Here is a 14,033-nt window from a genome sequence, read left to right on the forward strand (position 1 = left end):
TATTCCTCGACGACAAAAGGAGGCGCTAAATCGGACGAATTTATCCTTCTTACGTTGAGTAAGCTGGATATCGATTCATCTGATCTAGTTCTCCTCCTTTTTGGCTGACTATTATTCTTCGCTGAACAAATCGCCGCCATGCATGTCGATCATTTCCAACGCTTTGCCACCGCCGCGAGCGACGCAGGTCAATGGATCTTCTGCCACCACTACCGGAATACCGGTCTCTTCCATCAGCAGGCGGTCCAGATTACGCAGCAATGCGCCACCACCGGTCAGCACCATACCGCGTTCAGAGATGTCAGAGGCCAATTCTGGCGGGCACTGTTCCAGCGCAACCATTACCGCGCTAACGATACCCGTCAGCGGCTCTTGCAGCGCTTCAAGGATCTCATTGGAGTTCAGTGTAAAGCCACGAGGTACACCTTCAGCAAGGTTACGACCGCGCACTTCAATTTCCAGAACTTCATCACCCGGATAAGCAGAACCGATGCTGTGCTTGATACGTTCGGCAGTCGCTTCACCAATCAATGAACCGTAGTTACGGCGCACATAATTAATGATCGCTTCATCAAAGCGGTCGCCACCGATACGGACAGAAGAAGAGTAAACTACGCCGTTCAGAGAGATAACGGCCACTTCTGTGGTACCGCCACCAATATCCACAACCATCGAACCGGTTGCTTCAGAAACCGGCAGCCCGGCACCAATGGCCGCAGCCATAGGCTCTTCAATCAAAAACACTTCACGAGCGCCAGCGCCCTGAGCGGATTCACGGATCGCACGGCGCTCAACCTGAGTAGCCCCGACCGGTACGCACACCAATACACGCGGACTTGGGCGCATAAAGCTGTTGCTGTGAACCTGCTTGATAAAGTGTTGCAGCATTTTCTCGGTAACAAAGAAATCGGCAATAACGCCGTCTTTCATTGGGCGAATAGCTGCGATATTGCCGGGGGTGCGCCCAAGCATCTGTTTGGCATCATGGCCCACAGCCGCAACGCTCTTCGGTGAACCGGCACGATCCTGGCGAATAGCAACCACTGAAGGTTCATTCAGTACAATGCCTTGTCCTTTAACATAAATAAGGGTATTGGCGGTACCCAAGTCGATGGACAAGTCGTTGGAAAACATGCCACGAAATTTCTTAAACATAACGAAAGGATAATCCTGCAAGCTGGGGGCGGAAAATAAAATCCGCCTACTTTACCAACCACACGAAGCAGCGACAAGGCGCAAAAACGTCCTGATTCGGTGAAAAAGTAGCTGCGTTGTTGACATCTCGTTCCATCACGAACCCATGTCGCTTGAAAAGGTTGAATAAACCCTCGGCACAACACAGATTCTGCGTAACGACCGGCGTAACACAGCACATAAAATCTAACATTTAACCTGATTCTCGTCGGAAGTAAGCGCCCACCAACGATTTACGGAAATGACTGGCACATTCTACGTTAATTTTTGCTCAACGATCAGGCTAAACATACTCCTAATACGAATATTTTTTCTTTCCGGGGTTTAAAAGTGTTGGCGGAGCAAAAAAATTGCCCTGTCCACCATAAATCCCCTTATCCTTCAGCGTTTGCCATTCTTCACGGGTAAGCACTCCTGCGGCAAAAACTTTTGTATTCGTCCCTGCACTGGCACCGGTCAGACTTTCCACAAACAACTGATTTTCATAACGTAAATTAATGCTTCTTACTAACCCAGGATGAAGTTTAATCATTTCAACCCGCAGTGATTTGATGTAAGAGGTGCTAACAACCGTTAATCCGGCCTGCGACACCATCACCTTGCAGCCCACGCCGAGCAATAAACGCATCATCGGACGGATTTGGTCGATATGTTGACACACATCTGCCTCTGCAAGTTCAAAGATAATGCGCTTTCTATCAGACGTTCTGCACTGTAAGAGCGTATCACGCAGCCAACGCTGGAAAGAACGCTGCAATAATGAATCAACGCAGATAGAAAATGCCAGAGTTTCGTCCGGCCATAAAGCTAATAAAGGAATTATCCGATCAATTTTTTGACGGTCATAACGCTCAGCCAGACCGAGCAACTGCACTAATGGTGTAAATTCAGCAGCCAACAACTCTTGCTCACCATCATATATACGGCTGATTATTTCACGGTGATGAATTTTACCGTCAACAGTAATCACCGGCTTCTGATAAAGCCTTGGCCCGCCGTTAGCCAGCGTCTGCTCCAGCAAAGTGCGCCATTTGACACTACCACGCCCTTTTTCTGACACTTGAGTATCGAATACATACCAGCCATTCCCCCCATACATCGCCGCATTTTTAGTCGCTTGTCCAGCATTATCCATAATCTGTTCAACGGACTCACCACTGCGATACGCCACAATCCCCATATGCAGCAATGATTCGCGGTCAATAACATGGGGTTCAGGTAACGCCCCGACCGCATGAACCAATTGGGCAGCCATAACATCGGCATCTTTCAGCGTCTTATGGGGCAGCAAAATCGCGATATCACTCTGATGGTAACGCGCTAATAGTGCAGAGGGATGACGAGCAACAAAAGAAGAAAGCAGGTTAATCAACGAATGCATCAGTTCTTGTACCTGCTGATGGTCATCCGTATCATTTAAACTATCAAAATCAGGCAACTGCACCATTATTACTACCCCATGGGCGCCCTCTTCCTCCAATTGGGTAGTCAGTTGATTATCAAAAAACTGGCGATTACTGAGACCGGTTTTGGCATCTCGGGCGGCAAAAGCGCGAATCAGTGTATCAACACGGTTACGCTCCTCCCTCACCTCTATCAATTCGGCCAATAGCCGATCAATGGCACGACTGGCGCAAGGCGGCCATTCATGTCCGTCGCTACTGATAGCATATTCACGTTCGCCGTTAAGAATACGCCTCGCTCGGCGCTCCAGTTTTTCCTGGCCTGCGGTCTGATCACGCAACCAGCGAAAACTTAGCAGTAGCATCATGGCAATCACCACAACCACCAGCGATAAAATAGCCGCAGCGTAAAGAGAGCGGGCGTAGCTGCTCAAAGGGTCAATATAGGTGAAATGCATCGAAGCCCCGGGTTGATGCAGCATCGGTACCACCAGGTTGCGGTGCCTACTTTCGCTATTCCAGGGTGTATAAATTGCAGGGAGCTTGAGATGATATAGCGTGTTGGCTTGATCCTGAATGCTGAGCTCCACCACACCAACTGTTCGCATCATAATAGGCAGCCACTCTCGCGCTTTATCCGCCGGTTGCAGCAGAAGCGACTGATCATAAGCTGTCACGATACTTTGAAGACGATGCTCCATTTTTTTCTGGCACAAATAGAAGAAACTTACCGTGCTACCCAGTAGCACTAAGCACATAGCCGAGACGACCAGTAGCGTCATAAACGCAGAAAGTTTGGTTGTAAATCGCATCCCTTAGCCTTGCGAAGCGCAATTAAGTGAAGAAAAGCCCTCATTTCCCTTGAGGAGCACACTATATGACAAAAATAGGCTATAAAACTGACTTTTTACTTCATAATGCGACAATAACACAATATTTTCGCCCCTTTCCCTGATGTTCGATTAGTCCCTCTTCAAAGGATAGCCATGATAAAAATCAATGAATTGATTTTTGTTCTTGATCAGGCTCGAAGGTTGCTGTTACCGCTATATTAGCTCACTCTTAACCCATCCCTTTTTTGAATTATCCACACTATTTATACCCAACGTTATTGGCGTTGCAGAAAAATATATCGGGAGAGTGATACATGCGAGCACTTGTACTTGAGCAAATTGAAGGCCGTACTGTCGCCGAAGTGCGTGAAATATCGCCCTCGCAATTGCCAGCCGGTAATGTCACGGTTGATGTCAATTGGTCCAGCCTGAATTATAAAGACGCGCTAGCCATCACCGGCAAAGGGAAGATTATCCGCGAATTCCCTATGGTTCCGGGCATTGATTTTGCTGGCACGGTTCACAGCAGTGAAGACCCACGTTTTCATATCGGTCAGTCAGTGTTACTGACCGGCTGGGGGGTGGGCGAAAATCATTGGGGCGGTTTAGCCGAGCAAGCGCGTGTTAATGGCGACTGGCTGGTCCCCATGCCTGAAGGATTGGAACCCCGAAAAGCCATGATTATCGGTACCGCAGGGTTCACTGCCATGTTGTGCGTCATGGCTTTGGAAGACGGCGGTGTCACCCCTGAAAGCGGCGAAGTGGTGGTCACCGGTGCCAGTGGTGGCGTAGGTAGCACCGCAATTGCCTTACTGTCGGCGCTCGGTTACCAGATTGCGGCGATCTCGGGTCGTGACAGCAACAGTGACTATTTGAAAAGTCTCGGGGCGCATCGGGTGCTCTCTCGCAATGATTATCTTGATGCGTCGCGCCCACTGGAAAAACAGTTGTGGGCTGGTGCAATCGATACTGTCGGTGACAAATTGCTGGCCAAAGTGCTGGCACAGATGAATTACAACAGCACCGTTGCCGCCTGTGGCTTGGCGGGTGGCTATACTCTGCCCACCACCGTGATGCCATTTATTCTGCGCAACGTGCGCTTGCAGGGCGTGGATTCGGTGATGACACCTCAACCGCGCCGCCAGCAAGCCTGGCAGCGGCTGCTGAAAATCTTACCTGACAGCTTCTATCAGCAGGCATCACAATCAATCACACTAGCAGATGCTCCAACTATCGCCGCACGCCTGCTGGCGAATGAAGTCACTGGCCGGACGTTGGTTAAAGTTCGCTAATTATTGATTTTGCAAAAGTCACCGGGTGGATATTGTTATCACCCGGCCCTATCACTCCGCTCTCAGAAATTTCATATTTTTCCCAGCAGCCTCGCACTTGTGTCCATAAGCCGCCATGATTAATACCATAACGGTCAGTATGACTCCCCTGCCCGATGGAGTAGGTCTATGCACAACTTTTTCTCTCATTCAAAAAATAGTCTTCGTGGTAGCAGTACCAAACCACGCAAGCTGACCGAAGCTGACGTCACGCCAGAAAGTATTTTCTATCAGCGCCGCAAGGTGTTGCAGGCGTTGGGGATCACGGCGGCGTCACTGGCCTTGCCCACCGCGGCACAGGCCGACTTGTTAGCATGGTTTAAAGGCAATGATCGCCCTAAAGCGCCCTCAGGTAAGCCACTGGAGTTTACCAAATCAACGGTGTACCACCCGGATCTGGCGATGACACCGGAAGAGAAAGTGACTGGTTACAATAACTTCTACGAATTTGGTCTGGATAAAGCTGATCCCGCCGCCAATGCTGGCACGCTAAAAACTGAGGGTTGGCAGATACGTATCGACGGTGATGTGGCTAAACCAATGACACTGGATATCGATGACCTGATAAAACGCTTCCCGCTGGAAGAACGCATTTATCGTATGCGCTGCGTCGAAGCCTGGTCCATGGTGGTGCCGTGGATTGGTTTTGAGTTAGGGAAACTGCTCAAGCTGGTTGAACCGACCAGTAATGCCCGCTATGTCGCATTTCAAACGCTGTATGCACCGGATCAGATGCCGGGACAGGAAGACCGTTTTATTGGTGGCGGGCTAAAATATCCGTATGTCGAAGGCTTACGACTGGATGAAGCTATGCATCCACTCGCCTTTATGACTCTGGGGGTGTATGGCAAAGCCCTGCCACCGCAAAATGGTGCCCCGCTGCGGCTTATCACACCGTGGAAATATGGTTTTAAAGGGATAAAATCTATCGTTCATATTCGCCTGACCCATGATCAGCCGCCCACCACTTGGAACCTCAGTGCGCCTAACGAGTATGGTTTTTATGCCAATGTGAATCCCCATGTCGATCATCCGCGTTGGTCGCAAGCTACTGAGCGCTTTATCGGCGCCGGCGGTATCCTTGATGTGCAGCGCCAACCTACTCTGCTGTTCAACGGTTATGCGGACCAAGTTGCATCCCTCTACCGTGGCTTGGATCTGCGGGAGAATTTCTGATGCGCCTGAGTCTACGGCAGATTAAAGGGTTAAAAGTGGCTATCTGGCTGGCAGCAGCGCTGCCTTTGCTGTGGCTTATTTTATCGGTTAATCAGGGTTGGCTCAGTGCCGACCCCGCCAAAGATATTCAGCATTTTACCGGCCGCATGACACTGAAACTATTGCTAGCCACTTTAGTGGTCACGCCGCTGGCGCGTTATGGTAAACAGCCCCTGTTGATCCGCTGCCGCCGGTTATTAGGCTTATGGTGTTTTGCCTGGGGAACCCTGCATTTAGTCAGCTACTCCTTGCTGGAACTGGGGCTGAGTAATATTGGCCTGCTGGGGCGCGAGCTGGTCACCCGCCCCTATCTGACATTGGGAATTATCAGTTGGTTATTGTTACTATCACTGGCCGCCACCTCCACCTTATGGGCGCAACGGAAAATGGGACCCAACTGGCAAAAACTGCATAATTTGGTGTATGTTGTCGCCATCCTTGCGCCAATTCATTATCTTTGGTCGGTGAAAACGCTTTCGCCACTGCCGATTATCTACGCCGTGGCGGCGGTTATATTGCTGGCACTACGCTATAAAAAATTTCGGCAATGGTGCCGTTAGTGGCCGGAACTTATCATGATTCTCCCCGTCATAAATAATGCTGAACGCACAGTTCGCACTCTTTTCTATTGAATATCTTCGCTGATAAGACCAGTATTTAGCTGCTAATTGCTACGATATCATTATAATGCCCGACCTTAGTGCCGATCGCAGTGTCAAATTCGTCGTAAAAAGGTGACAAATCGGTGACATCAGGTTATTTTTTACGATGATGGACTAATTGCCGGAGATACCAGCACAATGTCGGATAAGTTGCACATTTTGCTTCTGAATGGCCCTAACCTGAATCTGCTTGGAACGCGTGAACCGGAAAAGTACGGTTACACTACATTGGCTGAGATTGTCAGTCAGTTAGAGGCTCAAGCCCAGGGATTGGATGTGGCGTTGTCTCATTTGCAGTCAAATGCAGAACACGCGCTGATCGATAGAATTCATCAGGCACGGGGTAATACCGATTTTATCCTGATCAACCCAGCAGCGTTTACGCATACCAGCGTGGCACTGCGTGATGCATTGTTAGGTGTACAGATCCCGTTTATCGAGATCCATTTATCTAACGTGCATGCCCGGGAGCCTTTCCGTCATCATTCATATCTCTCTGATATTGCAGTTGGCGTAATCTGTGGACTTGGCGCAGATGGCTACAACTTTGCTTTACAGGCAGCGGTAAATCGCTTGTCAAAATCCAACTAATGCAACACACAAAGAGTACGGAATCACACTCATGGATATTCGTAAGATTAAGAAACTGATCGAACTGGTTGAAGAGTCCGGCATTTCAGAGCTGGAAATCTCAGAAGGCGAAGAGTCAGTACGTATCAGTCGTGCTCCCGCCGCACCAAACTACCCAATGATGCAACAGCCATATGCTTTTGCTGCACCACAGCAACAGCCCGCACTGGCTGCCGCCGTTGCACCAGCACCTGCTGAAGCGGCTGCACCAGCAGCAATCAGTGGCCATATCGTGCGCTCCCCAATGGTCGGTACCTTCTACCGCACCCCGAGCCCGGATGCTAAAGCCTTCATTGAAGTAGGTCAGAAAGTTTCTGCTGGTGACACTCTTTGCATCGTTGAAGCGATGAAAATGATGAACCAAATCGAAGCAGATAAATCCGGTACTGTAAAAGCCATTCTGGTTGAAAACGGTCAGCCGGTTGAATTCGACGAGCCTCTTGTCGTCATCGAGTAACGAGGCGTTCCATGCTTGATAAAATCGTAATCGCTAACCGTGGTGAGATTGCGCTGCGTATCCTGCGAGCTTGTAAAGAGCTGGGGATCAAAACTGTGGCAGTTCACTCTACTGCGGATCGTGATCTTAAACATGTGTTATTGGCTGACGAGACTGTTTGTATTGGTCCCGCACCTTCTGTTAAAAGCTATCTGAACATCCCGGCAATCATTTCTGCGGCTGAGATCACCGGCGCGGTGGCTATTCACCCCGGCTATGGTTTCCTGTCTGAAAATGCTGATTTTGCCGAACAGGTAGAACGTTCAGGTTTCATCTTTATCGGCCCACGTGCCGAAACTATTCGCCTGATGGGTGATAAAGTTTCAGCAATAAGCGCGATGAAGAAAGCTGGTGTACCTTGCGTACCTGGCTCTGACGGCCCATTGACTGACGACACTACCAAGAATAAAGCCTTTGCCAAACGTATCGGTTACCCGGTCATTATCAAGGCATCTGGCGGTGGTGGTGGTCGTGGCATGCGTGTGGTTCGTCATGATAAAGATCTCGAGCAGTCCATCAACATGACCCGTGCGGAAGCCAAAGCGGCTTTCAATAACGACATGGTTTATATGGAGAAATACCTTGAGAACCCACGCCATATCGAAGTTCAGATTTTGGCTGACGGTCAGGGTAATGCTATCTATCTGGCTGAGCGTGACTGTTCTATGCAGCGCCGCCACCAGAAAGTGGTTGAAGAGGCACCAGCACCGGGCATCACCAGCGAATTGCGCCGTTATATCGGTGAGCGCTGCGCGAAAGCCTGTGTAGAGATCGGCTATCGTGGTGCGGGGACTTTCGAGTTCCTGTATGAAAACGGCGAGTTCTATTTCATTGAAATGAACACCCGTATTCAGGTTGAACATCCGGTTACCGAAATGATCACCGGTGTCGATTTGATCAAAGAACAACTGCGTATCGCTGCGGGCCAACCTCTCTCCATCAAACAAGATGAAGTGAAGGTACACGGCCACGCCGTGGAATGTCGGATCAACGCCGAAGACCCGAATACCTTCCTGCCAAGTCCGGGTAAAATTACCCGTTTCCATGCGCCGGGCGGTTTTGGTGTGCGTTGGGAGTCTCATATTTACGCCGGTTATACTGTGCCACCATATTATGACTCCATGATCGGCAAGCTGATCACTTACGGTGAAAACCGTGACGTGGCGATTGCTCGTATGAAAAATGCGCTGGCAGAACTCATTATCGACGGTATCAAAACTAACGTTGAGTTACAGCTGCGCATCATGAACGACGAAAACTTCCAGCACGGTGGCACCAATATCCACTATCTGGAGAAGAAACTCGGGTTACAAGAAACCTGATATTTCGCCTTTCATGCTGTTAGTCTTTTATATCAAGGCCGGTTAATCACCGGTCTTTTTTCTTTTGAGACTTTATTTCGACTTATCTATCTGAAGTTATTGGTGTTGTAGTCAAGCGGCAATCTAATGAAATCCGATAAGTTAATTCGGATGGGTGAGAGCGGCTAACAACGCTGTAGCGCCAAGTACGAAGGTATTATTACCCACAGTAATTGGTGTGACAGCTAGGCAGCAAACGAACACATCCCGATGAGCTGACTCACGTCAGTGATTCGGGTGGGTGAGAGCGGCTAACAACGCTGTAGCACCAAGTACGAAGGGTATGGGGAGAACTATGGAAACAAGATTTATACAAGCCCACAAAGAAGCGCGCTGGGCCTTTGGTTTAACATTGGCTTATTTGGCGGGCTGGATATTGACTGCGTATTTGCCCGGTAATATCCCTGGTATGAGTGGCTTGCCAGTTTGGTTTGAAGCCGCCTGTATTGCACTGCCACTGGTGTTTATTGTGTTGTGCGCTCTGATGGTGCGTTTCGTCTTCCGCGATATTCCGTTGGAGGATGAGAATGCAAACTGATGTTGTCCTGCCATTAGTGGGCTATCTGGCAATGGTATTTGGCTTATCAATTTATGCCTATACCCGCCAAAAAACCGGAAGTTTTCTAAACGAATACTTTATCGGCAATCGCTCGATGGGAGGATTCGTACTGGCAATGACCCTGACCGCCACTTATATCAGTGCCAGTTCATTTATTGGCGGGCCGGGTGCTGCCTATAAGTATGGCCTTGGCTGGGTGTTATTAGCGATGATCCAGTTACCTGCGGTCTGGCTGTCGCTGGGTGTTCTGGGCAAGAAGTTTGCCATTCTGGCGCGCCGCTATAACGCTGTAACCCTCAACGATATGCTGTATGCCCGCTATCAGAGCCGATTGCTGGTGTGGCTGGCCAGTATCAGTTTGTTGGTGGCGTTTGTCGGTGCCATGACCGTGCAATTTATTGGTGGTGCACGTTTGCTGGAAACTGCGGCAGGCATTCCTTACGATACCGGCTTATTAATATTTGGTATCAGTATCGCGTTATATACCTCTTTTGGTGGTTTCCGCGCCAGTGTATTGAACGATGCCTTGCAAGGGCTGGTGATGTTGATCGGCACTATTTTGCTATTGGTTGCAGTGATCCATGCCGCAGGCGGGCTGCATAAAGCCGTCGATACACTACAACATATTGATCCAGCGCTAGTTTCACCGCAAGGTGGTGACAAGATCCTTGATTTGCCGTTTATGGCCTCGTTCTGGATCCTGGTGTGCTTTGGCGTGATTGGCCTGCCACATACTGCCGTGCGCTGTATTTCGTATCGTGATAGCAAAGCGGTACATCGTGGCATTATCATCGGCACCATTGTGGTCGCCATCCTGATGTTCGGCATGCATTTGGCTGGCGCATTGGGCCGGGCTATCCTGCCGGACCTGAAGATCCCCGATCAGGTGATCCCGACACTGATGATCACCGTGTTACCGCCCTTTGCTGCCGGGATCTTTCTGGCGGCACCCATGGCGGCGATTATGTCGACCATCAATGCCCAGTTGCTGCAATCTTCTGCAACCATCGTGAAAGATTTATATCTCAATCTGTGGCCGGAAGAGTTGAAGAATGAACGCAAGTTGGCGCGTATTTCCAGCTTATCGACGCTTATTCTGGGGCTGTTACTGTTACTTGCTGCCTGGCGGCCGCCGGAAATGATTATCTGGCTGAATCTTTTGGCCTTTGGTGGTCTGGAAGCGGTATTCCTCTGGCCATTGGTGCTGGGGCTGTACTGGGAGCGCGCCAATGCTCACGGAGCCCTTAGCTCTATGATTGTCGGTGCGGTATGCTATACGGTATTGGCCAGTTTCAATATTAAGATAGCTGGCCTACACCCGATAGTGCCGTCGCTGGTGCTTAATCTGCTGGCGTTTTATATCGGTAATCAGTTTGGCGACAGGGCTAGAGCGCGACAGCCCGTGGTAGTTAGCGCTGATTAGAAACGATTAATTTATATCAGCTCAATTATATACCCAATAGATTTCAAGATGCAGGAAGGCGGCAAGCGAGGGCATCCCGATGAGCTTACACAGTCAAGTGATTCGGGTGGCGTGAGCATAGCCAACCCCCCTGCGACTTGAAAGATGAAGGGGATTGAGCTTTTGAGAGAAAAGTTATGCCTTGGATTCAACTAAAATTAAACACCACCGGCAATCAGGCCGAATCCCTTGGGGACGCATTGATTGAAAGTGGCGCGGTGTCAGTTACGTTTCAGGATACCCACGATAATCCGGTGTTTGAGCCGCTACCAGGCGAAACTCGACTGTGGGGCGATACTGATGTGATTGGCCTGTATGATGCTGAAACGGAGATGGCCGCAGTGATCGCCATGCTGGAATACAACCCGCAACTCGGTAAAGGCTTTATCCATAAGATTGAGCAGTTGGAAGATAAGGATTGGGAACGTGAATGGATGGATAATTTCCATCCGATGCGTTTCGGTGAGCGCCTGTGGATCTGCCCGAGCTGGCGTGATGTGCCGGACCCAACCGCGGTCAACGTGATGCTGGACCCCGGTTTGGCATTTGGTACCGGTACCCATCCAACCACCGCATTGTGTCTGCAATGGCTCGATGGCCTCAGCCTGGACGGTAAAACTGTTATCGACTTCGGTTGTGGCTCTGGCATCCTGGCAATTGCAGCGCTAAAACTCGGTGCAACGCGCGCTATTGGCATCGACATCGATCCGCAGGCCATTCAAGCCAGTCGTGATAACGCACAGCGTAACGGCGTTTCAGAGCGTCTGGAGCTGTATCTCGCCAAAGACCAGCCAGCAGACTTATCTGCTGATGTGGTGGTCGCCAATATTCTGGCAGGTCCCTTGCGCGAACTGGCGCCACTGATTAGTGTACTACCGGTAACCGGCGGTCATTTGGGTCTGTCCGGGGTACTGGCGACCCAGGCGGAGGGCGTCGCACAGGCTTACGAGGATAAGTTCACCCTCGATCCAGTGGCAGAGAAAGAAGAGTGGTGCCGTATTACCGGTATCAAGCGGTAAACGCGCAAAAACCGACGCCCCTGCCAGGGCGGTTAAACCTTAGCAGGGGGCCATCACATCCCTTGCTGAGTTAGCATTTCTGGCAATCGACCACACTCTCTTTTTAATCAAAATGGGAGGTCTGACTCATTTCCATCTGTGCTTTATCATTGATTTGATGAATAAATCAGCACTTTCGACCAGGCAGATGTAGCATAACTAGTCGATAATTGTGATGTTTAGGAGAAAATCCTGAAGCGCACAAATTAATCAATTTCAGTTAACACCATGTTATATATGGATAAATAATTAATTAGCACAGCTTGGCGGGTATTTTATCGCTCTTTTTTCATCAATTGGTCAAAGTTTGGCCTTTCATCTGGGCGCAAAAATGCGTAATATACGCGCCCTTACGGACACAGTGTGGTCATTCTTTGTCTATGCGTATTGGACACTTCCAGCTTACAAATTGCCTGATTGCCGCCCCGATGGCTGGTATAACAGACCGCCCCTTCAGAGCGCTATGTCATGGCATGGGGGCTGGGATGACGGTATCTGAAATGCTCTCCTCGAATCCCGAGGTCTGGCGGACGGATAAGTCGCGTTTGCGTATGGTTCATAGCGATGAGCCTGGGATTCGTACCGTGCAAATTGCCGGTAACGACCCGGATGAGATGGCAGCAGCAGCCAGAATCAATGTGGCTAATGGTGCACAAATCATCGATATCAATATGGGATGTCCGGCCAAGAAAGTGAATCGCAAGCTGGCAGGTTCTGCATTATTGCAACATCCTGATTTGGTTAAACAAATCCTCTCCGCAGTGGTTAATGCGGTAGATGCGCCAGTAACGCTGAAGATCAGGACGGGTTGGTCGACCGAACACCGTAATTGTATAGAAATTGCCCAACTGGCCGAAAATTGTGGTATACAAGCCCTGACGATTCATGGCCGAACCCGTTCTTGCCTGTTTAATGGTGAGGCGGAATACGACAGCATTCGGGCAGTTAAGCAGATTGTTTCCATTCCCGTTATCGCGAATGGCGACATCACTGACCCGCATAAAGCCAGAGCGGTGCTCGACTACACTGGGGCTGATGCTCTGATGATAGGACGTGCCGCTCAGGGAAGACCTTGGATCTTCCGGGAAATCCAGCATTATCTGGACACTGGGGAGCTGCTGCCACCGATGCCACTTGGCGAAGTGCAGCGCTTGTTAAACGGGCATATACGGGAATTGCACGACTTTTATGGTCCAGGCAAGGGATTTCGTATTGCACGTAAGCACGTCTCTTGGTATCTCCAGGAGCACGCCCCTAACGACCAGTTTCGGCGCACATTCAACGCCATTGAGGATGCCAGCGAACAGCTGGAGGCGTTGGAGGCATATTTCGAAAATCTTGCGTAAACAGAAAAAAGAGCTGACAGAACTATGTTCGAACAACGCGTAAATTCTGACGTACTGACCGTTGCAACCGTAAATTCACAAGATCAGGTGACTCAAAAGCCTTTGCGTGACTCGGTTAAACAAGCACTGAAGAACTATTTTGCTCAACTGAATGGTCAGGATGTGAGTGACCTGTATGAGTTGGTACTGGCTGAAGTTGAACAGCCATTGTTGGACATGGTGATGCAATACACCCGTGGCAACCAAACCCGTGCTGCCCTGATGATGGGCATCAACCGTGGTACGCTACGTAAGAAATTGAAAAAATACGGCATGAACTGATACTAGTCAGTTAACTTGTTGTTTAAAAAGGCGTTACCCTTGATTGGTTAGCGCCTTTTTTATTGCTTGTTATATATATTGTTATACATAAAATCTCGCAAAAACCAGTAAACATACGAACAATAAGTAAGAAAAAAGACCGCCTGAGCGATCTTCTTATTG

At 49.6% G+C, this 14,033-nt stretch carries 13 protein-coding genes; 11 read left to right on the forward strand and 2 right to left on the reverse strand.

Annotated features, from left to right (window positions below):
- Nucleotides 1–111: 111 nt before the first annotated feature.
- Nucleotides 112–1,155, reverse strand: a complete 1,044-nt coding sequence (gene mreB / locus V1956_RS23755; RefSeq protein ID WP_002228205.1) for a rod shape-determining protein MreB — start codon at nt 1,153–1,155, stop codon at nt 112–114.
- A gap of 334 nt (nt 1,156–1,489) precedes the next feature.
- Nucleotides 1,490–3,409 (reverse strand): RNase E specificity factor CsrD, encoded by a 1,920-nt coding sequence (gene csrD, locus V1956_RS23760; protein ID WP_372560392.1) that lies wholly within the window; start codon nt 3,407–3,409, stop codon nt 1,490–1,492.
- Between the two features lie 335 nt (nt 3,410–3,744).
- On the opposite strand from csrD, the gene acuI reads away from it, so the two are divergent.
- From acuI to fis, 11 genes are all read left to right on the forward strand, one after another.
- Complete coding sequence (gene acuI, locus V1956_RS23765) at nt 3,745–4,722, forward strand: acrylyl-CoA reductase (NADPH) (RefSeq protein ID WP_372569711.1); 978 nt, start codon at nt 3,745–3,747, stop codon at nt 4,720–4,722.
- A gap of 168 nt (nt 4,723–4,890) precedes the next feature.
- On the forward strand, nt 4,891–5,937 hold the full coding sequence (gene msrP / locus V1956_RS23770) for a protein-methionine-sulfoxide reductase catalytic subunit MsrP (RefSeq protein WP_420074348.1): 1,047 nt from the start codon (nt 4,891–4,893) through the stop codon (nt 5,935–5,937).
- On the forward strand, nt 5,937–6,536 hold the full coding sequence (gene msrQ, locus V1956_RS23775; RefSeq protein WP_372560389.1) for a protein-methionine-sulfoxide reductase heme-binding subunit MsrQ: 600 nt from the start codon (nt 5,937–5,939) through the stop codon (nt 6,534–6,536). Before msrP ends, msrQ begins: the two co-directional genes overlap by 1 nt.
- 240 nt (nt 6,537–6,776) lie before the next feature.
- A complete protein-coding gene (aroQ, locus tag V1956_RS23780) occupies nt 6,777–7,229 on the forward strand; it encodes a type II 3-dehydroquinate dehydratase (RefSeq protein ID WP_083162188.1) in 453 nt (150 codons plus the stop codon).
- Between the two features lie 31 nt (nt 7,230–7,260).
- Nucleotides 7,261–7,725 (forward strand): acetyl-CoA carboxylase biotin carboxyl carrier protein, encoded by a 465-nt coding sequence (accB, locus tag V1956_RS23785; RefSeq protein ID WP_004701474.1) that lies wholly within the window; start codon nt 7,261–7,263, stop codon nt 7,723–7,725.
- Between the two features lie 11 nt (nt 7,726–7,736).
- Nucleotides 7,737–9,086 carry an acetyl-CoA carboxylase biotin carboxylase subunit gene (gene accC, locus V1956_RS23790; protein ID WP_083162186.1) on the forward strand — a complete coding sequence of 450 codons (1,350 nt, stop codon included), beginning with the start codon at nt 7,737–7,739 and terminating at the stop codon, nt 9,084–9,086.
- Nucleotides 9,087–9,420: 334 nt separating this feature from the next.
- Nucleotides 9,421–9,663 carry a YhdT family protein gene (locus tag V1956_RS23795; RefSeq protein ID WP_372560388.1) on the forward strand — a complete coding sequence of 81 codons (243 nt, stop codon included), beginning with the start codon at nt 9,421–9,423 and terminating at the stop codon, nt 9,661–9,663.
- A complete protein-coding gene (gene panF / locus V1956_RS23800) occupies nt 9,653–11,107 on the forward strand; it encodes a sodium/pantothenate symporter (RefSeq protein ID WP_372560387.1) in 1,455 nt (484 codons plus the stop codon). Before V1956_RS23795 ends, panF begins: the two co-directional genes overlap by 11 nt.
- A 176-nt stretch (nt 11,108–11,283) precedes the next feature.
- On the forward strand, nt 11,284–12,165 hold the full coding sequence (gene prmA / locus V1956_RS23805; RefSeq protein ID WP_372560386.1) for a 50S ribosomal protein L11 methyltransferase: 882 nt from the start codon (nt 11,284–11,286) through the stop codon (nt 12,163–12,165).
- A 419-nt stretch (nt 12,166–12,584) separates the two neighbouring features.
- On the forward strand, nt 12,585–13,550 hold the full coding sequence (dusB, locus tag V1956_RS23810) for a tRNA dihydrouridine synthase DusB (protein WP_083162177.1): 966 nt from the start codon (nt 12,585–12,587) through the stop codon (nt 13,548–13,550).
- A gap of 24 nt (nt 13,551–13,574) precedes the next feature.
- Entirely contained in the window at nt 13,575–13,871 is a 297-nt protein-coding gene (gene fis, locus V1956_RS23815) for a DNA-binding transcriptional regulator Fis (protein WP_002210061.1), read from the forward strand.
- Nucleotides 13,872–14,033: the final 162 nt, after the last annotated feature.

Origin of the sequence: Yersinia sp. 2540 StPb PI (assembly GCF_052217165.1) — a bacterium.
Lineage (GTDB): Bacteria > Pseudomonadota > Gammaproteobacteria > Enterobacterales > Enterobacteriaceae > Yersinia > Yersinia enterocolitica_E.

What these genes read in the sequence shown, in the direction of transcription:
- mreB (WP_002228205.1), bottom strand. Translation starts at nt 1,155, where the DNA reads ATGTTTAAGAAATTTCGTGGCATGTTTTCCAACGACTTGTCCATCGAC.
- csrD (WP_372560392.1), bottom strand. Translation starts at nt 3,409, where the DNA reads ATGCGATTTACAACCAAACTTTCTGCGTTTATGACGCTACTGGTCGTC.
- acuI (WP_372569711.1), top strand. Translation starts at nt 3,745, where the DNA reads ATGCGAGCACTTGTACTTGAGCAAATTGAAGGCCGTACTGTCGCCGAA.
- msrP (WP_420074348.1), top strand. Translation starts at nt 4,891, where the DNA reads ATGCACAACTTTTTCTCTCATTCAAAAAATAGTCTTCGTGGTAGCAGT.
- msrQ (WP_372560389.1), top strand. Translation starts at nt 5,937, where the DNA reads ATGCGCCTGAGTCTACGGCAGATTAAAGGGTTAAAAGTGGCTATCTGG.
- aroQ (WP_083162188.1), top strand. Translation starts at nt 6,777, where the DNA reads ATGTCGGATAAGTTGCACATTTTGCTTCTGAATGGCCCTAACCTGAAT.
- accB (WP_004701474.1), top strand. Translation starts at nt 7,261, where the DNA reads ATGGATATTCGTAAGATTAAGAAACTGATCGAACTGGTTGAAGAGTCC.
- accC (WP_083162186.1), top strand. Translation starts at nt 7,737, where the DNA reads ATGCTTGATAAAATCGTAATCGCTAACCGTGGTGAGATTGCGCTGCGT.
- V1956_RS23795 (WP_372560388.1), top strand. Translation starts at nt 9,421, where the DNA reads ATGGAAACAAGATTTATACAAGCCCACAAAGAAGCGCGCTGGGCCTTT.
- panF (WP_372560387.1), top strand. Translation starts at nt 9,653, where the DNA reads ATGCAAACTGATGTTGTCCTGCCATTAGTGGGCTATCTGGCAATGGTA.
- prmA (WP_372560386.1), top strand. Translation starts at nt 11,284, where the DNA reads ATGCCTTGGATTCAACTAAAATTAAACACCACCGGCAATCAGGCCGAA.
- dusB (WP_083162177.1), top strand. Translation starts at nt 12,585, where the DNA reads ATGCGTATTGGACACTTCCAGCTTACAAATTGCCTGATTGCCGCCCCG.
- fis (WP_002210061.1), top strand. Translation starts at nt 13,575, where the DNA reads ATGTTCGAACAACGCGTAAATTCTGACGTACTGACCGTTGCAACCGTA.